This is a genomic window from Flavonifractor sp. HCP28S3_F3 (assembly GCF_052065355.1).
Taxonomy (GTDB): Bacteria; Bacillota; Clostridia; order Oscillospirales; family Oscillospiraceae; genus Flavonifractor.
On sequence record NZ_JBQHUF010000011.1, the window covers coordinates 20727 to 40048 of the forward strand.

Annotated in this window: 23 protein-coding genes; all 23 read right to left on the reverse strand. The window is 57.8% G+C overall.

All coding sequences use genetic code 11. The features are described from left to right. Positions 1-2: 2 nt before the first annotated feature. Positions 3-734, reverse strand: a complete 732-nt coding sequence (locus ACTNB1_RS10410; RefSeq protein ID WP_441169293.1) for a Stp1/IreP family PP2C-type Ser/Thr phosphatase — start codon at positions 732-734, stop codon at positions 3-5. Positions 735-809: 75 nt separating this feature from the next. Beyond that, positions 810-1847: a 23S rRNA (adenine(2503)-C(2))-methyltransferase RlmN gene (gene rlmN / locus ACTNB1_RS10415; protein WP_441169295.1), complete on the reverse strand. Its 1038-nt coding sequence runs from the start codon at positions 1845-1847 to the stop codon at positions 810-812. Continuing rightward, entirely contained in the window at positions 1844-3166 is a 1323-nt protein-coding gene (rsmB, locus tag ACTNB1_RS10420; RefSeq protein WP_441169297.1) for a 16S rRNA (cytosine(967)-C(5))-methyltransferase RsmB, read from the reverse strand. Before rsmB ends, rlmN begins: the two co-directional genes overlap by 4 nt. A 1-nt stretch (position 3167) precedes the next feature. After that, entirely contained in the window at positions 3168-3866 is a 699-nt protein-coding gene (locus ACTNB1_RS10425; protein ID WP_441169299.1) for a zinc metallopeptidase, read from the reverse strand. A 12-nt stretch (positions 3867-3878) separates the two neighbouring features. After that, positions 3879-5126: a glycosyltransferase family 39 protein gene (locus ACTNB1_RS10430; protein ID WP_441169301.1), complete on the reverse strand. Its 1248-nt coding sequence runs from the start codon at positions 5124-5126 to the stop codon at positions 3879-3881. An 11-nt stretch (positions 5127-5137) separates the two neighbouring features. Then, on the reverse strand, positions 5138-6055 hold the full coding sequence (gene fmt, locus ACTNB1_RS10435) for a methionyl-tRNA formyltransferase (RefSeq protein ID WP_441169302.1): 918 nt from the start codon (positions 6053-6055) through the stop codon (positions 5138-5140). After that, positions 6052-6552 (reverse strand): peptide deformylase, encoded by a 501-nt coding sequence (gene def / locus ACTNB1_RS10440; protein WP_441169303.1) that lies wholly within the window; start codon positions 6550-6552, stop codon positions 6052-6054. The genes fmt and def overlap by 4 nt, the downstream gene beginning before the upstream one ends. 11 nt (positions 6553-6563) lie before the next feature. After that, entirely contained in the window at positions 6564-9044 is a 2481-nt protein-coding gene (gene priA, locus ACTNB1_RS10445; protein ID WP_441169305.1) for a primosomal protein N', read from the reverse strand. 95 nt (positions 9045-9139) lie between these two features. Next, positions 9140-9340 (reverse strand): DNA-directed RNA polymerase subunit omega, encoded by a 201-nt coding sequence (gene rpoZ / locus ACTNB1_RS10450; protein WP_441169306.1) that lies wholly within the window; start codon positions 9338-9340, stop codon positions 9140-9142. Positions 9341-9346: 6 nt separating this feature from the next. After that, positions 9347-9958: a guanylate kinase gene (gene gmk / locus ACTNB1_RS10455; RefSeq protein ID WP_441169442.1), complete on the reverse strand. Its 612-nt coding sequence runs from the start codon at positions 9956-9958 to the stop codon at positions 9347-9349. Beyond that, on the reverse strand, positions 9955-10227 hold the full coding sequence (gene remA / locus ACTNB1_RS10460) for an extracellular matrix/biofilm regulator RemA (RefSeq protein WP_441169308.1): 273 nt from the start codon (positions 10225-10227) through the stop codon (positions 9955-9957). Before remA ends, gmk begins: the two co-directional genes overlap by 4 nt. A gap of 14 nt (positions 10228-10241) precedes the next feature. Further along, positions 10242-11120 carry a YicC/YloC family endoribonuclease gene (locus tag ACTNB1_RS10465; protein WP_441169310.1) on the reverse strand — a complete coding sequence of 293 codons (879 nt, stop codon included), beginning with the start codon at positions 11118-11120 and terminating at the stop codon, positions 10242-10244. Positions 11121-11201: 81 nt separating this feature from the next. Continuing rightward, positions 11202-11738, reverse strand: coding sequence for a hypothetical protein (locus ACTNB1_RS10470; protein ID WP_441169312.1), 537 nt, complete (start codon positions 11736-11738; stop codon positions 11202-11204). A gap of 3 nt (positions 11739-11741) precedes the next feature. Continuing rightward, positions 11742-12353, reverse strand: a complete 612-nt coding sequence (locus tag ACTNB1_RS10475; protein ID WP_441169314.1) for a J domain-containing protein — start codon at positions 12351-12353, stop codon at positions 11742-11744. After that, complete coding sequence (locus tag ACTNB1_RS10480; RefSeq protein WP_441169316.1) at positions 12350-13219, reverse strand: DUF5685 family protein; 870 nt, start codon at positions 13217-13219, stop codon at positions 12350-12352. The genes ACTNB1_RS10475 and ACTNB1_RS10480 overlap by 4 nt, the downstream gene beginning before the upstream one ends. Next, positions 13219-13647 (reverse strand): SoxR reducing system RseC family protein, encoded by a 429-nt coding sequence (locus ACTNB1_RS10485; protein ID WP_441169317.1) that lies wholly within the window; start codon positions 13645-13647, stop codon positions 13219-13221. The genes ACTNB1_RS10480 and ACTNB1_RS10485 overlap by 1 nt, the downstream gene beginning before the upstream one ends. Before the next feature lie 15 nt (positions 13648-13662). Beyond that, the gene (locus ACTNB1_RS10490; protein ID WP_441169319.1) at positions 13663-14739 is read right to left on the reverse strand and encodes a CdaR family protein; all 1077 of its coding nucleotides are present in this window, start codon (positions 14737-14739) and stop codon (positions 13663-13665) included. A gap of 151 nt (positions 14740-14890) precedes the next feature. Further along, a complete protein-coding gene (cdaA, locus tag ACTNB1_RS10495) occupies positions 14891-15778 on the reverse strand; it encodes a diadenylate cyclase CdaA (RefSeq protein WP_441169321.1) in 888 nt (295 codons plus the stop codon). Positions 15779-15955: 177 nt separating this feature from the next. Then, the gene (locus ACTNB1_RS10500) at positions 15956-17077 is read right to left on the reverse strand and encodes an aminotransferase class V-fold PLP-dependent enzyme (RefSeq protein WP_441169322.1); all 1122 of its coding nucleotides are present in this window, start codon (positions 17075-17077) and stop codon (positions 15956-15958) included. Then, the gene (locus ACTNB1_RS10505; RefSeq protein WP_441169323.1) at positions 17074-17328 is read right to left on the reverse strand and encodes a DUF3343 domain-containing protein; all 255 of its coding nucleotides are present in this window, start codon (positions 17326-17328) and stop codon (positions 17074-17076) included. Before ACTNB1_RS10505 ends, ACTNB1_RS10500 begins: the two co-directional genes overlap by 4 nt. A gap of 53 nt (positions 17329-17381) precedes the next feature. Beyond that, a complete protein-coding gene (gene ispF / locus ACTNB1_RS10510; RefSeq protein ID WP_441169324.1) occupies positions 17382-17855 on the reverse strand; it encodes a 2-C-methyl-D-erythritol 2,4-cyclodiphosphate synthase in 474 nt (157 codons plus the stop codon). After that, on the reverse strand, positions 17852-18586 hold the full coding sequence (ispD, locus tag ACTNB1_RS10515; RefSeq protein ID WP_441169325.1) for a 2-C-methyl-D-erythritol 4-phosphate cytidylyltransferase: 735 nt from the start codon (positions 18584-18586) through the stop codon (positions 17852-17854). Before ispD ends, ispF begins: the two co-directional genes overlap by 4 nt. 100 nt (positions 18587-18686) lie before the next feature. Continuing rightward, a complete protein-coding gene (locus ACTNB1_RS10520) occupies positions 18687-19163 on the reverse strand; it encodes a CarD family transcriptional regulator (protein ID WP_441169327.1) in 477 nt (158 codons plus the stop codon). Positions 19164-19322 lie beyond the last annotated feature (159 nt).

Sequence of the window (19322 nt, forward strand, 5' to 3'; positions counted from 1 at the left end):
TTTTAAACGATCTGGAAGAGGACGGCCGTAACATTGTCCGGCGCGCCTCTGGACAGCGTGATATCCAGCAGCCGCTGGCAGCATTCCGCCGCCTCTCCGCCGTGGATGACCTCATACAGGATCTCCTGATCGGTCACAATATTGCTCAGTCCGTCGGAACAGAGCAGGAGATAGTCGCCGGGTACCAGCTGCTTCTCATACAGATCCGCCCGGATCTGCTCCTCCGCACCCAGCGCACGGGTAATCAGATTCTTCCGTGGATGGGTCCGTGCCTCCTCCGGCGTGATATCACCCCGAGCCACCATATCCTCTACCACAGAGTGGTCGCGGGTCAAGCGAGTAATGCCGCCCTCATTGATATGGTACGCCCGGCTGTCGCCGATATTCAGCAGATATGCCACGTTCTCTACAATAAGCACCGCCACCATGGTGGTACCCATGCCCCGGCAATCGGGGTCTGTACAAGCCCGATGGAACACGGCGGAGTTTGCTGTTGCCGCCGCCTGACTCAGTACCGCCGGCGGACCAGCCTCGTCTTCCGGTCCCATATTCTGCAGGGTGTCCACAAAGGTCTCTACCGCGATCAGGCTGGCAATATTGCCAGCCTTTGCACCGCCCATACCATCGCACACCACACCTACGGCCAGATGCTCTGAAGGCACGTCTAAGTAATATCCGTCCTGATTTTGCGTGCGGATCGCACCTTTATCGGTCACGCCCCATGCATGTATCATTGTGAATCAGCCTCTTTCCCGTACGAAAATTGCATAGCCGCTTCCCCGTCCCGCACGGCCGGACAGGGAGCCCCGTCAGTCTGAATCAACATTCTGCTCCTGCATGCGTTTGCGGCGGAGCTGTCCGCAGGAGGCGTCGATATCTCCGCCCAGCTTTCTGCGCACAGTGGCGGTAATTCCCTGCTGCTCCAGCCGCTTCTGAAAAGCCGCTACCCGGCGGCTGGGCTTCAGCGGGCTTTCCGCCACATCGTTCAAAGGAATCAAATTGACATGCCCCGGTGTCCCCTTCAAATGGCGGGCCAACAGATCAGCCTGCCAGTCCGCATCATTGACACCGTCGATCATGGCATACTCATAGGAGATCCGCCGGCCTGTCTTTTCAAAATAGCGCCGACATGTCTCAAACAGGTTCTCCACACCCACAGAGCGATTCACCGGCATGATTTTGCTGCGGGTCTCATCGTCGGGGGCATGAAGCGACACGGATAATGTTAATTGTAACTGATGTTCCGCCAGTTTGTCAATTTTTTCAGTGAGGCCACAGGTGGACAGGGAGATATGGCGCATGCCGATGTTCAGTCCCTCCGGGCTGTTGACCAACTCCAGGAACCGCAGCACCGTATCAAAATTGTCCAGCGGTTCTCCAATGCCCATAAGCACAATATTGCTGATAGGCAGCCCGGAATCCAGCTGGGTAAAAAGGACCTGGTCCAGCATCTCTGCCGGAGTCAAATCCCGCACCTTACCGCTCAACGTGGAGGCGCAGAAGGCACAGCCCATACGGCAGCCCACCTGGGAGGATATGCATACAGTATTCCCATGATGATACTGCATCAAAACAGTTTCGATGCAGTTTCCGTCACCCAGCCGCCACAGATACTTTATTGTACCGTCCAGGGCAGAGACCTGCTTCCGCTCTACCTCCGGCGGGCAGAGAATACAGCTGTCCTTCAGCTTTTCCCGCAGGGCTTTGGACAGGTTGGTCATCTCATCAAAAGAGCGTGCCCCCCTGTGAAGCCACTGAAAGACCTGCTTAGCCCGAAACGCCGGCTCCCCCAGCTCTTTAAAAAAAGCGGTCATCTCCGCCAGGTTCATGGATTTCAGATCAGTCATGGGAGCCTCCTCAGCTTCGCAAAAAAGAACCCGTCAGTATTATGGCGATGGGGCCAACAGGTCACCATGCCCGTATCCGCACCCTCAAAGTCGCCGGGAACTTCCGCTCTCTCTAATGTAAAGTCTTTTCGCTTGCCTAAAAACGTTCTAACGACATCCTCGTTTTCCCGTTCCAACAAGGTACATGTGGCATACAGCAGCGCTCCGCCAGGTCTCACATAGCGGGCTACGTTATCCAGAATGGCACTCTGCACGCGCGGCAGCCCCTCCAACGGCTTGGGATCTTTATAGCGGATATCCGGCTTTTTACGGATGATACCCAGACCGGAGCAGGGAACATCCGCAATCACCAAGTCAAACCCGTCAAGGAGTTCACCCTTACAGTCCTTGCCGTCCAGCAGCTCTGCTGAAATACAGTCAAGACCCAAGCGTTTGGCACCGGCCCGGATCAACTCAATTTTATGTGGGTGGATGTCACAGGAGAGCACACTCCCCTGTCCGCCCATGGCAATAGCAGCAGCAAAGGATTTCCCACCTGGCGCAGCACAAGCATCCAGCACCTTTATGCCGGGACGGGGTGCGGCGGCCAGTACCGCCAGCCGGGCGGCGGCATCCTGGATGTAAAACAGCCCCTTTTGAAAAGCAGTTAATTCCTCCAGGCTGCCAGTGTGGGACAAAAGCAGGCAGTCCGGCAGCCAGGGGTGGAGTGTAACCTCCACGCCCTCCGCCTGCAGCGCAGCTGCCACATCTTCTGTGGTAGCTCTGATGGTATTCACCTGAGCGCAGGTGGGAGGTTCCCCATTGTCGGCGGCCATGAGCAGTTCCGCCTCCTCCCTGCCCAGCCTGGAGCGAAAGGCTTCCCCCAGCCACTGGGGATGGCTGTACCGAATCGCCGGGTCCTTGGGGGACTCCAAGCTGTCCTTCTGTCGCACCAAAGACCGGAGCACACCGTTGACCAATCCAGCGGATCGGGGATTCCTGGAGTTCTCCCGCGCCAGATCTACCGCCTCACTGACGGCAGCATGGTCAGGAACTCTGTCAAGGAAAAGCACTTGATAAGCACCAAGACGCAAGGAATTACGGACAGCTGGCTCCATTTTCTCCAACTTTACCGTAGACAATCTACCCAGGTGGTGGTCCAGCAGCAGCCGGTTCTGGAGCACACCAAAGCACAGCCGGGTCGCCAGGGCAGCGTCTCGGCCGTCCAGCCCGGCGGACCGAAGAGATTTCTTCAAAAATCCGTCCGACCAGGCGCCCTGTTTTTCACAGGCCGTCAGGACCCGCAGAGCTACTCCCCGGGCTGAGATCCGCTCACCCATATCAATCCCTCCGACGACCGCCGAAGGCCAGCAGGAAGCGAAGCAGCTGGGCCAGAGACACCAACAGGGCGGCCACATAGGTCATGGCTGCGGCACCCAACACCTTTTTCGCGCCTCGCAGCTCCTCTTCATCCAACAGATGGGTCTCCCGCAGGCTGACAATGGCCCGGCGGGAGGCATTGAACTCCACCGGCAGAGTCACGATCTGGCCTACTACTGCCAGGGAGAACAGGATAACACCCAGTCCAAAAAGAGGCTGGGAGTAAAGAAACAGGCCCAGGATGATCAGAATAATGGACAGCTGGGAACCGATGTTGCACACCGGAATGATAGCTGTCCGCAGCTTGATGGGGCCGTAGCCCTGAGCGTACTGGACCGCATGGCCAGCCTCATGGGCGGCCACGCCCACCGAAGCAATGCTGGTGGAGTTATAGACCGCATCGGACAGACGGATCACATTGCTGCGGGGGTCATAGTGATCACTGAGCCTGCCCGCCACACGCTCGATCCGCACGTCGTACACGCCGTGGGCGCGAAGCACCGCCTCTGCCGCTTGGGCCCCGGTAAATCCACGGGTGCTGCCCACCCGGGAATAGCGGTTAAAGGTGGAGGATACGTTGATCTGAGCCAGCAGAGCGATCAGCATAGCCGGAACCAGGATCATCCAATAGTAGGGGTCGTAATAGTAGAAAAAGGGCATAGCAGCCTCCATTCACATAATCTGTCCGCCTGTCAGGTACCCATACAGCGTAATGACAAAGCCGATGGACATCCCCACAGCGGCCAGGATGGTGAGCCAGCGGCGCTTCTCCGTCAGCGCCGCCATGAACAGGAAAAAGGGCAGTGCGCAGGACAGATAGCGCCCGGCGCTGAGCAGCCAGGAAAGGGAGTAGCTCAGCACCAGATAGACATAGCCGTACAGCACATACATGCTGCGCATCCGCTTTCTGGCGTATACAGCCAGAGCAAAAAAGACGGGGAACAACAGGATTGTGGGGATCCAGAGCTGATATCGCACCACCTCTGTCGGATAAGACAAGGCGTTTTGCAGTACATACCACAGGGTGTCGGAGATCCAGCAAAATCCCTGGCTCCAATGCTCCTGCATAACAGTGAAGGTAAAGGGATCGCCCCCCACCTGCCAGTTGAGCAGCAGATAAATCAGGGTACCCAGCACCGGCAGCAGCAGCGCGGGCAGACGCTGGAAGATCTCCTTCCAGTCAAAGTACCCCCTGTCCTCCACCAGTTCGGCGGCAGCAGCTCCAATGAGCAGGATCCCATGCATCCGGGTCATGGCGGCCAGTATGCCGATCACTCCTGCCAGCCACCAGCGGTGCCGCCGGATGTGCCACAGACCTGCGGCAGTGGTGAGAAAAAACAAGCTTTCCGTCATGATCCCGCCGAAGAAAAACGCATAGGGAAAGATCGACAGGAACAGCACCGCCCGCCGGGCGGCTCCCACGCCCAGCTCCCAGGCCGCCAGCTTATAGAGGTAGACGCAGCCTCCGGCATAGGAGAGGAATGAAATCAGCAATCCTGCCGCCATAGTATTTCCGGTCAGGAGCGAAACCAACCGCATCAACCAGGGGTAGAGCGGAAAAAAGGCCAGAAAGAGATGCTTCCCATCCTCAATATATCCGGAGTAGCCCAGCTCAGCCAGATTCACATAATGTAATGCGTCCCAGCGCTCCCAGGTCCACAGGGCTGCACCTGGTCCGGAGCCCGGATAGAGCACCAGACAGGTAAAAAGTCCCACTGCCGCAAAGATCACCAGCCGGAACAGCAGCGCCAAAAGGAAAACCTTCAGCGCCTCCTCCCTGCTCACCAGGCGGCAGACGGACCCCGGCGCCCGCGCATACAACGGAATCGGCAGACCTGCGGCACCCAGCCAACGCAAAACCAGGTATATTCCCAGGGCGATTACCGCACCGGATACCAGCACAGTCCACAGCAGCTCCATACGGTCTCCTCTTACACGGTGATGGGATGCCCCCGCAGATAATCGGCAGCCTTCATCCGCTTACCGCCGTCAGGCTGGAGCTCATCGATCCGCAGAACGGTTCCCTCTCCGCAGGCCACATTGATACCCGCTTTATCCGCCCGCAAAATGGTTCCGGGCTCGGCGTCAGTCCGCTCCGCCAGGATGGTAGTGGAAAACACTTTACACCGGTTGCCGCTCAAGGTGGTAACTGCGGCGGGCCACGGAATCAGGCCACGGACCTGGTCATGAAGCTGACCGGCAGTTCGTGTCCAGTCCATGGGAGACAGCTCCTTGGACAGCATGGGGGCCAGAGTGGCTTTTTCGTGTTCCTGAGGAACCCGAGCGGCGGTCCCGGCAGCCAGATCGTCCACCACATGCAGCAGCAGCTCTGCCCCAAGCTGAGCCAGCCGGCCATAAAGCTCAGGCGCTGTCTCGTCTGGACCGATAGGTGTGGCAGTCTGGGCAATGATATCGCCGGCGTCCAGGTCGTGGGCCATGTGCATAATAGTCACGCCGGTCTCCTGGTCACCGTTCAGGATGGCCCAGTTAATGGGCGCGGCTCCCCGGTAGGCCGGGAGAAGGGACGAGTGGACATTGATACAGCCCAGGGGCGGTGCCGCCAGGATATCATCCGGCAGGATACGGCCATAGGCCGCCACCACAATCAGCTCCGGCGCCAGTTGCCGGATCAGCTCCAGGGCGGTGCCGTCCCGCAGCTTGGTGGGCTGGTACACCGGGATATCATGGCTCTGGGCACATACCTTTACTGGCGGCGGCAGCAGCTTCATGCCCCGGTTCTTGGGCTTATCCGGCTGGGTAAACACGCCGCACACCGTGTGGCCCGCCTGGACCAGAGCCTCCAGAGAAGGCACGGCGAAATCAGGTGTACCCATGAACAGGATCCTCATTCCGCTTCCTCCTCCTGGGCCTGGAGCATCTCGTCCAGTTCCTCATTGGTGTAGAGCCGATCGGCATGCTCGGTAAACAGGTGACCGTCCAGATGCTCCAACTCATGGCAGAAGCAGCGGGCCACAATGTCCTCCCCCTCAACTTCAAAGAAGTTTCCGTTCCGGTCCTGTGCCCGCACTTTGGCCTTCTGAGGCCGCTTGACGATACCCCAGCGGCCGGGGACAGACAGACAGCCCTCAAAGCCCTCCTGCTCCCCTTCCTGAGCGATGAGTTCCGGATTCACCAGCTCCAGCATATTCTCCTCGTTGTCCACCACGATGACTACCCGGCGGAGAATGCCCACCTGAGGCGCGGCCAGGCCGGCACCGTTGGCCTCAGCCAAGGTCTCCTTCAGGTCGTCGATCAGGTCGTGAAGGCGACCGTCAAAATTGGTGACCGGCCGGCAGACCTTGTGCAGGGCGGGATCGTTATCAGTCAAAATGGTACGCAGTGCCATAATACTTCCTCCTAGTCCAGGGGATTGACATCCGCGAATACGGATACCCCTTTATTTTCTTTGTCAGCTTGGGCGCACCGAAGCAGTTCAGCCACCAGAGTGCGCACTTGCTTGCTATTGGTACAGGATAAAGTCAGCCGGTATCGATAGCGGTCGTTGACCTTGGCGATACTGGCCGGCGCGGGACCCAGGATATGCAGCTCCAGCCGGTCCAGGGGCGGTCTGCGCAGCCAGGCCTCCAAGGCCTGACGCAGCCGCATACAGGCACGCAGGGCAGCAGCCTCTGATTTGGCAGAGGCGGTGAGCACAAATAGATCCTGAAAGGGCGGACAGCCCCGTAGCCGCCGCAGTTCGATCTCATGGGCATAAAAGGCGTCATAGTCCTGCTGGGCAGCGGTGCGGATCACGTCGTTTTCCGGCGTAAAGGTCTGGATCAGTGCCTTGCCGCCCTTGGATCCCCGTCCGGCTCTGCCAACCACTTGTGTCAGCAGAGAAAAGGTCCGTTCCCCCGCCCGGTAGTCGTCTACATACAGAGAGAGGTCAGCAGAGATCACACCTACCAGAGTGACGTTCTCAAAGTCCAGGCCCTTGGCCACCATTTGGGTGCCCACCAGAATGGGAATCTTCTCTTTTTCAAACCGGCTAAGCAGCTTTTCGTGGGTCTGGGTGGCGGAGACGGTATCGGTGTCCATCCGCAGGACCTCTCGGTCCGGAAAAGCCTGTTTCAGCTCCTCCTCCACCTTTTGTGTACCGGTGCCGATGAAGTTCAACGTGCCGCCGCAGGACGGGCAAAAATCAGGCAGAGGCTCCGAGTGGCCGCAGTAGTGACACATGAGCCGGCCATTGGCGGAGTGATAGGTCAATCGGACTGAACAGCGGGGACAGGATGGCACCTCCCCGCACTCCCCACAGGACACCATACGGCTGGCGCCCCGGCGATTGAGAAACAGGATGCTCTGCTCTCCCCTGTCCATAGCTTCCGCCAGACTCGCTTTTAGCTGGCTGCTGAGATCGGTACCGTTACCAGCACGAAGCTCCTTCTTCATGTCCACGATCTCTACCGGAGGCAATGGTCGGGTATTATAGCGCTGCCGCAGGGTGAACAGGTGGTACGCGCCGATCTGCGCCCGGTACATGCTCTCCACCGAAGGAGTGGCGGAGCCCAGCAGCAGCAGGGCGTTGTGCTGGACACATCGGTATTTTGCCACGTCTCGTGCGTGATATTTCGGAACATTTTCCGATTGATAGGAAGGTTCCTGCTCTTCATCCAAAATGATGAGCCGCAGGTCCTTTAAAGGAGCAAACACAGCCGAGCGGGTCCCAATCACTACCTTTGCCTTTCCCGCACGAACACGCTTCCACTCATCATACCGCTCCCCTGCCCGGAGGGAGGAGTGGAGCACGGCGATCTGGTCTCCAAAGTGGGCGGAAAACAGCCGCAGCAGCTGAGGGGTCAGGGCAATTTCCGGCACCAGCACCAAAGCTGAACCACCTCGTTCCAACACCCGGTGAATCAATTTCAGATAAACCTGGGTCTTTCCGCTGCCGGTGACACCGTAGAGCAGGGCGGCAGCAGCCTGCCCGGAACGTGCCAAAGCATCCAGTCCCTCATAGGCCTGCTGCTGCTCCTGATTCAGTTGGGGCTCCTCCGTCGGCTCCACGCCCTCCGGAACTGCCACCCGGCGGAAGATCTCCCGCTCCTCCAGAGTAAGGATCCCCCGTTTAGCCAGGGAACGCAGTGTTGCATTGGAAGCTCCGGTAAAATAGCACAGCTCCTTGGCAGATGCACTGCCCAAGCCGCACAAGAGTTCCACTACAGCGTACTGGAGTGGGGCAGAACGCCGTTTCCCGGCGATCTGGGCCATGGCCTCTTCCGGCGGAATAGCCAGGGCAGCCACTTTTTCCGTTTTGTCGCCCACGCCCCGGGAAGCGCTGGTCTCCAGCGTCAGGATCCCCTTGTCCCGCAGCAGCCGGAGGGCGGGATTGGGATCCTTGAGGCCAAAAGCCTCTTTGATCTGTCCCACATCCGCCTGACCGCCCCAAGCAAAGAGCAGCTCCACCAGCCGTCTGGCATGCTCCGACCGGCCGGCAGCGGCCATGGCCGTCTCCTCGTCCATGTCGGGGACCAGGCTCCAGCGGTCCTGAAGAGAAAAATACAAGCCGGCGGGCAGCATGGCCCGGGCAGCGTCATACACCGTACAAAACCAGCGCTCCCGCATCCAGAGGGCCAGCCGGAGTGCTTTTCCGTCCAGCACCGGCTCCTCATCCAGGACAGTGAGGATGGACTTGCGTTTCGGATTGGGGCCGCAACCGGATTCCAGGGCCAAAACGATGCCCTCTGTCCGCCGGTTTCCTGCACCAAAAGGTACAATGACCCGCATGCCAGGATTAAGGCTGCCCCGCACCTCCTCCGGCACGGTATAGTCATAGGGCTTGTCGATGGCGTAGGTAGCGGCACTCAACGCGATCTTGGCCACTGTCATACCGTCCATCCACATCCCTCCCAGCGACGCTTTTTTCTTTAAGCACAGGCGGAGGCAAGCGGCAGAATAAAAAACCTCTGCCGCTTGCCTCCCACACACACATCTTAGGCTTCTTCGTTCCCCAGATCCAGCTTGCCGTCTGCAACTTCACGAATGGCGATGGTCACAGGCTTATCATCCAGAGACAGGCCGGCATCCTCCGCCTCGCTGGCTACCTGGCGAGCCCGCTGGGCCACCACATTGACCAGCATGTAGCGGCTGGGCACCTGCTCAAGCAGTTTGTTCATAGGGGGTTCGAGCATCATATCGGATCAGACTCCTTCTACAAAATTCATACGATTCTTGGTACGGCAGCCCTCGGCGGTCAGGATGGCGATAATCTCGCCCGCCGCCTCGGACACCTTGTCATTGACTACGAGATAATCATAGTGGCAAATCTGCTGGTATTCCTCCCTGGCCTTACGCAGACGGCCCTGGATGACCTCTTCCTGGTCAGTTGCCCGACCGTGAAGGCGGCGGGACAGCTCCTCAAAGGAGGGCGGAACAATGAAAATGAGTACTGCGTCCGGGCATTTGGACCGCACCTTGGCCGCACCCTGTACTTCAATATCCAGCAGTACATCTACACCGGCATCCAGCTTTTCCCGGATCACCTTCAGTGATGTGCCATAATAATTATGGACATATTCTGCATATTCCAACAGCTCTTCGTTGGCAATCATCTGCTCAAAGGTTTCCCGACTCACAAAATTGTAGTTTACCCCGTCCGCCTCGCCTACCCGTGGCTGCCGGGTCGTAAAGGAAACGGAAAAATAGATATCTTTCCGCTCACTCAAAAGCTCAGAGATCACGGTGCTCTTTCCCACACCAGAGGGGCCGGAAACTACGATCAACTGTCCGCGGGTTTTCTTCTTCACGCTTATGCCTCCTCACTTTCCTCCGCCGCCGGTTCGGTTTCCTTGCCGGTCAGGCGTCCGGCCACCGTCTCCGGCTGGAGGGCGGAGAGCACGATATGGTCACTGTCCATAATCAGCACCGCCCGGGTCCGCCGTCCATAAGTAGCGTCAATGAGCACGCCCCGGTCACGGGCCTCCTGGATCATGCGCTTGATAGGGGCAGACTCAGGACTGACGATAGCGATGAGCCGCCCGGCAGAGACCATATTGCCAAAGCCGATATTGATGAGTTTCATCTGTACGCACCGCCTTATTCCATGTTCTGGATCTGTTCCCGGATCTTTTCGATCTCGGCCTTAATGTCCACTACATAGCCGGCGGTCTCGATATCATTGCATTTGGAACCAATGGTATTGGCTTCCCGGTTGAACTCCTGAATCAGGAAGTCCAGCTTCCGGCCCACAGGCCCATCCTGAGCCAGCAGGTGGCGCAACTGGGACAGATGACTGCGCAGGCGAACCGTCTCCTCATCTACCGCCACCTTGTCGGCGTATATGGCAGCTTCGGTGAGGATGCGGCTCTCGTCCAGCTGGGTATTCTGCAGCACCTCCGCCATTTTGGCGGCCAGCCTGGCTCGGTAGTCGGCCACGATGCCCGGAGAACGGGTCTCCACCTTAGTCACCAGAACTTCGATGGTCTCCGCCCGGCCCAGAACATCCTGACTCAGCTTTTCACCCTCCCGCAGGCGCATGGCGTCAAAATCCTGCAATGCCAGCTCCAGCACAGAGCAAATATCCGCTGATACTGCCTCCAGATCCTCCTGGGTCTTCTCCACCAGGAACACATCCTGGAAGCGGGAGAGCATGGAAACGGAGATGTCATCCTTCAGCCCATAAGCATCCCGCAGTGCGCACAGAGCCGCATAATAGCCATCTGCCATAGGGCGGTTTACCGAAATGGTCACATCGCCGCTTTCAGAAGGCCCGATGGTGACAAACACATCCACCTTGCCCCGGGAAATATGGGATTGTACCGCCGCTTTGATCGCGTCTTCTGCAAAGACATAGATCCGAGGCAGCTTTACCGTACAGTCCAGATATCGGTTATTGACGGAACGAACCTCTACGGTAATGGGACGGCCGTGGAGCACAGCCTCTCCTCTTCCGTAGCCTGTCATACTTTTTATCAAAGCCAGTTCCCCCTGTTCCTGGTTATGTCTGTTGGATCAGTTCCGCAGCGGGTAAAAAAGTCTTCTGAAAAGTATATCAGATCAGGACCCCTTTCGCAAGACCCTGTCCACCCGCACCTCATAGAAGGCAATCAATTTGGAAAAGCCAACGTCGTAAATCACAAAGGCAATGCTGCCGGCGACAAATACCATCCACGCCTGCTCCAGCACCGGAGGCAAAAAGGGCAGCAGCAGTTCCCGCAATCCGAACCAGAAGATCATCAGGATTCCATTAAAAGCGGCTAGCTTACACACCCACTCCAATACACGGCTGGTCAGCCGCTCAAAGAGGCTTTTCAGCATAGGCCACAGGCCCAGAAAGAGCAGGTAAAGCACTACATTTCCCTTGTCCGGTACCAGCAATAAGCCCAGAAGCCCAGTGGCTCCATAGCAGAAAAATCCAGCGCCCAACCCTGAAGAGACGACCGCTCCCGCAGGAAAAAGTCCGGCAATTGCTGTCAGGCCCAAGCGTGCCGCAGGAGCTACAGCGGAAAGATAGAGTGTGACCACTGAAAGAGCTGTAAGCAAACCTACCAGCGCCACCAGATAGGCGCTTCTCTTGCCACGATTTCCGCGCATCGCTCAGTACCCGCCACAGCCGCCGCAAAGGCAGTTCATGCACAAGCAGGCGGAGCACAGGTCGCAGGTATCAATTCCGCCGCCGTAGCCATAGGGGCGGTACGCATGCCCCCCCTGCCGCATCATCATCAGCGCCTGACGGTACTCGCCATTAGACGGATCCATATTACAGGCCATTTGGAAATGCTGTGTGGCCTCGTCCAGCCAGCCCTTCCGATAAGCAATGGAGCCGGAAAGAAAATGCCACTCCGCATCCTGAGCAGGCGCACTGCGCAGCAGCTGTTCGGCCCTGCTGATGTCGCCCATATTGATGGCCTGCCGGACCTGGGAGTACAGGCTGCCGGAGGCACCTGAATACTGCTGTTGCTGCTGATAGCCGCCCCGATATGCGCCCTGGCTCTGATAGCCTCCAGCATTCCCGCTGCCGCTGCGCATACGGGTGATGGTGTCATAGGCCTCGTTGATCTCCTTCATCTTCTCTTCCGCCAGATCAGCCAGGGGATTGTTTTGATAGTTGTCGGGATGGTACTTCCGAGCCAGTTCACGATAGGCGCGCTTGATCTCCTCGTCGCTGGCATCCGGCTTGACACCCAATACGCTATACGGATCGCTCATGTACTCTGTCTCCTGTTTCTGTGATTGACGGCCTTCCAACGGCCGGTAAAGACCAATTCTTCCACTGCAGGAAGGCCTAGATACAATACATTCTCCACGGTTCCCTGCCAATACCCCAGTTCCAGAAGCGCTCCTGCGGAGCGGGCTAGATTCAGGGAATGCCGCAGAGTGGTGCGCAGATACTCCATTTTTTCTTTTTCCTGTCCCGGAAAACGGGCTGAAATGGGGTTATATCCGCCCCGCCGCCGGTCTTCCTCCAAATCGTCCCAGGCATCTACCAGGTAGATCCAGCGTCCCACATGATAGAGCAGCTGTTCCAGCGCCCGGTCTCTGCCGGGATTATCCGAACGGGGAGCAGCAGCAGACAGTATCTTTGCAAAGGTGTCTGCCGTCCGGTCCAGCGAGGTGCATCCCTCTTGCTCCAGCCTTTGAAGCTGTTCCAGGTTTTCCCGTACAGCCCGGTCAAAGTCTGGCCGCTTGGCCGCTGCCCGGCGATAACTTTTCCGGAACAGCCAGCAAAGAATCCTGGCTCCCATCCGCTTCCAAAACGTACCGTCCACCACAGTATCCCGCAGCTTCCAGTAGGCCAGGATCGTACCGGCATCTGCCGCTGCATCTACGCCGCTGCCGCAGGCACAGGCTTTTTTTCGGCACCAGAGGCGGGCGGGACAGGCATGACGTTCTGCCACAGGCTTGTCCCCGTCCAGCAGCATAGCCAGAAACGTAAAATCATAGTTCAGGAACATACGTGCCAGGAATCCGTGCCGCCGGCCCAGCGACAAGCACAGACCGCAATACAACGTTTCATAGTCACGCTGTTCCCGCACCTTCAGTTCATCCCGGTAAGGACGCACATACCCGAACATCAGTCCTGAGGATTGATGGCCGTGATACAGAAGGTAATGGAGCGGTCCCGGCGGACCTGTCGATCCAGTAAAACCGCCAGCAATACACCTACCGCAAATCCAATGCCGCCAACAGCGGCGCTGACGCCGCCGCCCAAATGAGCAGCTGCGCAGATGAAATATCCGAGGAAGAACAGGATAAAGGGCACCAGATAGACCACTACCGCCGCCTTCAGCACACCACCGGTAGAGGACTCCACCCGCACCATGTCGCCAGGCATGGCCCGCACCGGATTGGCCGCCACGACTGCCACCGTGGAGCTGACCATCAGCTCACTGCATCCGCCGCCGCACTTGGAACAGTCGTGGCCACAGGCAGACTGCCGCTTGACCGCTACCTCGGCGGTACCATTGTCCAGTACCCGTGTCACTTTTGCCGTTTGAATCATCATATCACCTTTTACTTATTCTCTTGTGATGGAGACCACAATATTATAGTCTCCCACCACGCCCACATCGCTGCTGCCGTCCAGGTAAACCTTTACGGGGATCGTTTGATTACCGGTAGACAGCTCTACCGCAGACAGATCCGCCACAATCCTCAGCTGAGAGGCTGTCACAGCCGCCACAGCCTCTTCCGTACCACGAATCTGTACGCTGCAAGACTGGGTCACTACGTCCGCCTGATAGCCGGCCGGCTTATTGATAAAGCTGATGTTGCTCACCTGGAGGACCTTGGTAGTCAGTCCCTTGACTGTTACGGTCACCTTAGCCTCCGTAATACCGCTGACATTGGTAAGCACGCTGTCCAGCTGGATGGGCATGGATTGGGTCAGACTTCCAAACACATCCGCCAGGTCGATTTCGCCCAGGCTGATGCTGTCCAGATTTTCCAGATCCTCATCGCTGCCGGACACCATGATGGTTTTGGGTTCAATGTCGATCTCCACATCATCCGCTGTGGCGCCGCCGCCGGGAATGATGTCTACCGTCAGCTCTACTTCCTTCAGCTTCTCCACCGGCAGAGTGACCAGCACCGTCTCCGGTTCGGTCTCCAGCTCGTCGGCAAAAATCGGGTTTCCATCATAATCTATAAGCGTATAGCCGGTATCCTGACTGTAAGTGGCATTCATATCGGTCTGAGTGACAGTCACTCTGGCATAATCGACCTGCTCCACCAGTTCCTGAGGACCGCTGACGGTGACCTTTTCCGGAGCCATGGAGAACTCGCCCCGCTGATAGCCATCCGCAATACTGCCCTCAAAGACGCCTCGCACATCCACATCCTTGCTGGCCCACTTGGAGACAGTAAATGTCACTGCCCCGGGGCTGGTATACTGCAGTTCAATAGAATCGGTGGCTGTGATCGAGCGCGGATAGCTGATGTTCCGGGAGGTAATCGTCACGTTCTGCTCTCCCGGCTCTGTAATACCCGACACATCAATGGTCACTGTGGTCTCGCCCTGATTCAAGCGAGCCCACACATCACTCCGGGCACGGATCCGAAGGGCAACGGTCTGATCTGCTCCTTCCGAAATCATCAGGCCCCGCTCCTCCAGTTTTTCCAGGCCACTATATACCACTTGTACATTGCTCAATGTACTGGTCTTGATGGGATTTGCTTCTTTTCCCACATAAATCCAAAGGATAAAGGCGAGCAGAAGAGAGATAACAATATAAAACCATCTGCTGTCAGTGATCTTTTTCCCCATTCTGCTTCTCCCCCTTTCCTGTCCGGAACAGGTTGGCCAACTTAAATTTAGGCGCGTTCTCCGCCTCTTCCTGCTCCGGCAACAGTTCATTCCGCAGCAGACGCTCCAGGGTTTCCGGAGCAAGATGGCGCTTGAGCATGCCGCCCACCGCCACTGAAATGGAACCGGTCTCCTCCGAAACGATGGCCACTACCGCGTCGGTGTGCTCACTGGCACCAATACCTGCACGATGACGCATACCCAGCTCCCGGGACAGATTCACATTGCCCGACATGGGAAGCATACAGCCAGCGCCTACGATCCGTCCGCCCCGGACAATGACCGCGCCGTCATGAAGGGGCGCTTTGTTCCAAAAAATATTTTTGAGCAATTCTGCACTCACCGAGCAGTCCAGCGCTGTGCCTGTCTTGATAGCATCCTCCAACATGTTCTTCCGCTCAAACACCATCAGAGCACCAGTCTTAGACTTAGACAGAGATGTGTAAGCCTCCACTGTCTGGGTAATCGCACTGTCCAGCTCATCTCGCTCTTCCGCCCGGGAAAAGACCTCACCCAGATTGGCACGGCCCATCTGCTCCAGAAACCGGCGGATTTCCGGCTGAAACAGGATGACCAGTGCAAGAGCGCCATACTCCACGATCTTGCCCATCAGGAAATTCACCGTATTGAGTTGAAGCGCGCTGGTAACCAAAACGGCCGCCAGCAGAAGCAGGATACCCTTGGCCACCGCGCCGCTGCTGGTGCGCCGGATGAACATGATGACCTTATAAATGATAAAAGCCATGATGAGGATGTCAATGAGATCAAAGACGCTGAACGGCGTCACCATCCCCTTGAGCTGCTGCAACAAATATAAAATCCCTTCCATTTCCTCATCTCCCGCGTCCGGCTCCGTATGGGCCGTCACTTCCCTTTAACTAAGTTATTATACTGTATTCCCAGTCGCTTTACAAGTATTACGGGAAAGGTGAAAATCAATTTTCTGTAAACAAACAAAGCAGCAGCGGCCGACAGCAGAACTAGGTTCTGCCGCTGGCCGCTGTATTTAGCTGCGGACTGCTCCGGATACCACCCGCACTAACTGAGCAATCTCCGCGGGGGTATTGAAGTCAGAAACGCTGACTCTGACCGTACCGCTCTCCAGCGTTCCGGCGGACTGGTGGGCGGCCGGTGCGCAGTGGAGCCCCGCTCGGACCGCAATTCCCCGGCGGCCCAGGTATTCCCCTACCTCCTCGCAGTCTTTTCCGTCTACCTGGAAAGAGAGAACGCCCGCCTGGTCCACCGGGTCGTCTGCCGCAAAGACCCGGACACCGGGAAGTCCGGACAGGCCGTGGGCAGCGCTGCGGATCAGGCTCCGTTCCCGGCGGAGAATTGTCTCCGTGCCTCTAGAGCGAACATAGCGCAGACCTGCTAGCAGGCCTGCAATACCCAGCATATTGTGAGTACCCGCCTCCAAACGGTCGGGCAGAAAATCCGGCATGCTCTGGAGCACAGATGCGCTTCCTGTTCCTCCCTCCAGCAGCGGCACCGGCTCGCTGCCGCAGATCAACAGGCCGATACCCTGAGGGCCATAGAGTCCTTTGTGGCCTGGCATAGCAATAAAAGCCGCTTCCAGTTGGTCCTGCCGTACCGGAAGGCAGCCTGCTGACTGGGAGGCATCCAAAATAAAGGGAATGCCCCGCTCCCGGCACAGAGCCGCAATCTCCTCTACCGGCAGGATAAAGCCAAAAACATTGGAAACATGATTGCAGATCACCGCCGCAGCGCCGCCTTCCAGCGCCTGCGCAAATGCAGCAACCTGGCCCGCCCGGTCAAACAGAGGCGCTCTGGCTGCCACGATCTCCGCACCGATTCCGTGGAGAGGCCGGGTAACGGCGTTATGCTCCCAGCCAGAGATCACCACGCGATCCCCAGCCTTGATCAGGGAGCGGATAGCAATATTCAGGCTGTGGGTGGCATTGCTGGTAAAAACCACCCGTTCCGGCTCTGCCACCCCAAACAGCTCTGCCGCCTCCTGACGGCAGGCAAAAGCAGTCTCCGCCGCTTTTCTGGCGGGCAGATGCCCGCCCCGGCCTGGAGACGCCATATGTCCCACAGCATAGGCAGCAGCTCTGGCCACCGCAGGCGGCTTCTGCATGGTGGTAGCCGCACTGTCCAAATAGATCAAAGCAGCACCTCCTTATAGCTGCCATCTCCCGCTATAAGATAAACCCGCTTAGGCTGCAGCCCCGCTCGGTTTAAGATGAGCAGTGCATTTGCCAGGTTCCGCTCCGATACCTTTACACTGTGGCTGCACCCTTCCCGGTCAATGGTTCTGGGTGAGCGGAGAATATGGGCCGTGATCCCCGCCCGCTCCAGCATGGCGGCCGTCCGCTGGGCATAGGTCAGGGAGCGGCAGACGATAAGATAATAGACCATAATGAAAACGCTCCTCTCGCAACAGTGTATGTGCATGAGGAGCGTTTTGCGCCTTATTCTTCTTCCAGTAAACAGACAGCATGGGCTGCCATGCCCTCTCCGCTGCCGGTAAAGCCCAGCTTTTCCTCCGTGGTGGCCTTCACGTTCACCCGGTCGGGGGTTACACCCATCCGCTGGGCCAGATTCTCCCGCATCTGGTCGATGTGGGGCGCCAGCTTAGGCCGCTGGGCCAAAATCGTGGCATCCACGTTGCCTACCCGGTATCCCGCCTGGGCCAGCATCTCCATTACGGAATCCAGCAGCTTCAGACTGTCCGCTCCTGCGTAAGCCGGGTCGGTATCAGGAAATGCCTTTCCGATGTCTCCCAGCCCCGCTGCGCCCAGCAGCGCGTCCATAACAGCGTGGGTCAGCACATCTGCATCAGAGTGGCCCAGCAGTCCCTTTTCAAAAGGAATATCCACCCCGCCCAGAATGAGCTTTCGCCCCTCTGTCAGCCGGTGTACATCATAGCCATGTCCGATTCTCATGTCTCGTCCTCCCATTCCAGCAGTGCCTCTGCCATCGCCATATCCTCCGGCGTCGTCACCTTCAAATTGCGGTAATCTCCCTGAGTCAGGGCCACCCCAATACCTAACCGCTCCACCGCGCCGCAGTCGTCGGTAAGCTCAGCCCCTTCTTCCATCGCCCGGGCCAGAGCAGTGCGGATCAGATCGGCCTGGAATACCTGAGGCGTTTGGACCGCGAAAAGCTCCGAACGGTCCAGCGTGGCTGATACCACCCCATCCTTGGCCCGCTTGATGGTATCCTTTACCGGCACGGCGGGAGCAGCGGCACCGCACTGGGATGCACGGGCAATGACCGCGTCCAACAGGCTCTGGGTAACCAGAGGACGGGCACCGTCATGGATCGCAATGAGTTCTGCGTCTTTGCTGACCTCAGATACGCCGTTAAGTACAGACTGGGTTCGGGTCTCCCCGCCGGGAATCACCTTGGTCACTTTCTGGAAGCCGCAGTCACGGCACAGCTGGCCAATGGGGACGATCAGATCCCGGCGGGTCACCACCACAATTTCCGTGATATGGGGGCACAGCTCCAGCGCTCTGAGTGTATGGACCAGTACCGGCTGGTCTCCCAGCGGAAGCAGGATCTTGTCCCGCCCCGCCATGCGGGTGGAACTGCCTGCCGCCGGTACCACCGCAGCACACCGGATAGAGGGCGCCCCTTTTTTCCCAAACAGGCGTGATAACAATCCAGCCATTGTTTTCCCCTTTCCTCAAAAAAGGAGCCCGGCGGCTCCTCTGCAAATGCTGAAGTAAGAATCAGGGCGGCCGCGGCGGGCCGCCCACACGATAAGCTTATTACGCCAGCGCAGTATTGATGCGGGCTTCCACATCCTCATAACTGGCATTTTGGGACAGGACAATCTCTGAGATCAGGATCTGCTTGGCGGAGTGGAGCATTTTCCGCTCCCCAGTGGACAGCCCCCGCTCCTCTTCCCGGAGCATCAGCCCCTTTACGACCCGGGCCACCTCCAGCAAGTCACCGCTTTTCAGCCGGAGCATGTTCTCCCGGTACCGCCGGTTCCAGTTTGGGGTCATATCCACCTCAATGCTCGGTATGGCGGCAATGACCCGGTCTGCCTCCTCCTGCTTGACCACAGGGCGCACGCCGATCTCCTCGCAGTGCTCTGTGGGGATCATGACCAGCATACCGCCCACAGGAAGCTTGAGGATATAGTACTCCCGAACCACACCATTTACCTTTTTCTGTACAATGCTGTCTATCACACCAGCACCATGCATCGGGTGAACGATTTTGTCCCCTACCTGAAACACGATCCCACCTCCTGGTCCTATCAACTCCAATTTGTATAACAGAATTTCGCTTGTGTGTTTATTATAGACACTTTTCAGCCTTATTGCAAGTAAATTTCTGTTTTGTTCCTGTAAAAGAGCAAAAAACCGCGCCGTTTCCTACAGGCAACCCCGCGGCAG

Bases quoted from the DNA above. Each gene is read 5' to 3' on its own strand.
- ACTNB1_RS10430 (WP_441169301.1), bottom strand. From the start codon at position 5,126: ATGGAGCTGCTGTGGACTGTGCTGGTATCCGGTGCGGTAATCGCCCTG.
- ispD (WP_441169325.1), bottom strand. From the start codon at position 18,586: ATGGCTGGATTGTTATCACGCCTGTTTGGGAAAAAAGGGGCGCCCTCT.
- ACTNB1_RS10475 (WP_441169314.1), bottom strand. From the start codon at position 12,353: ATGAGCGATCCGTATAGCGTATTGGGTGTCAAGCCGGATGCCAGCGAC.
- ACTNB1_RS10410 (WP_441169293.1), bottom strand. From the start codon at position 734: ATGATACATGCATGGGGCGTGACCGATAAAGGTGCGATCCGCACGCAA.
- cdaA (WP_441169321.1), bottom strand. From the start codon at position 15,778: ATGGAAGGGATTTTATATTTGTTGCAGCAGCTCAAGGGGATGGTGACG.
- rlmN (WP_441169295.1), bottom strand. From the start codon at position 1,847: ATGACTGATCTGAAATCCATGAACCTGGCGGAGATGACCGCTTTTTTT.
- remA (WP_441169308.1), bottom strand. From the start codon at position 10,227: ATGAAACTCATCAATATCGGCTTTGGCAATATGGTCTCTGCCGGGCGG.
- ispF (WP_441169324.1), bottom strand. From the start codon at position 17,855: ATGAGAATCGGACATGGCTATGATGTACACCGGCTGACAGAGGGGCGA.
- ACTNB1_RS10485 (WP_441169317.1), bottom strand. From the start codon at position 13,647: ATGATTCAAACGGCAAAAGTGACACGGGTACTGGACAATGGTACCGCC.
- rsmB (WP_441169297.1), bottom strand. From the start codon at position 3,166: ATGGGTGAGCGGATCTCAGCCCGGGGAGTAGCTCTGCGGGTCCTGACG.
- def (WP_441169303.1), bottom strand. From the start codon at position 6,552: ATGGCACTGCGTACCATTTTGACTGATAACGATCCCGCCCTGCACAAG.
- ACTNB1_RS10490 (WP_441169319.1), bottom strand. From the start codon at position 14,739: ATGATTTCGGAAGGAGCAGATCAGACCGTTGCCCTTCGGATCCGTGCC.
- ACTNB1_RS10480 (WP_441169316.1), bottom strand. From the start codon at position 13,219: ATGTTCGGGTATGTGCGTCCTTACCGGGATGAACTGAAGGTGCGGGAA.
- ACTNB1_RS10470 (WP_441169312.1), bottom strand. From the start codon at position 11,738: ATGCGCGGAAATCGTGGCAAGAGAAGCGCCTATCTGGTGGCGCTGGTA.
- priA (WP_441169305.1), bottom strand. From the start codon at position 9,044: ATGGACGGTATGACAGTGGCCAAGATCGCGTTGAGTGCCGCTACCTAC.
- ACTNB1_RS10505 (WP_441169323.1), bottom strand. From the start codon at position 17,328: ATGGTCTATTATCTTATCGTCTGCCGCTCCCTGACCTATGCCCAGCGG.
- rpoZ (WP_441169306.1), bottom strand. From the start codon at position 9,340: ATGATGCTCGAACCCCCTATGAACAAACTGCTTGAGCAGGTGCCCAGC.
- ACTNB1_RS10425 (WP_441169299.1), bottom strand. From the start codon at position 3,866: ATGCCCTTTTTCTACTATTACGACCCCTACTATTGGATGATCCTGGTT.
- fmt (WP_441169302.1), bottom strand. From the start codon at position 6,055: ATGAGGATCCTGTTCATGGGTACACCTGATTTCGCCGTGCCTTCTCTG.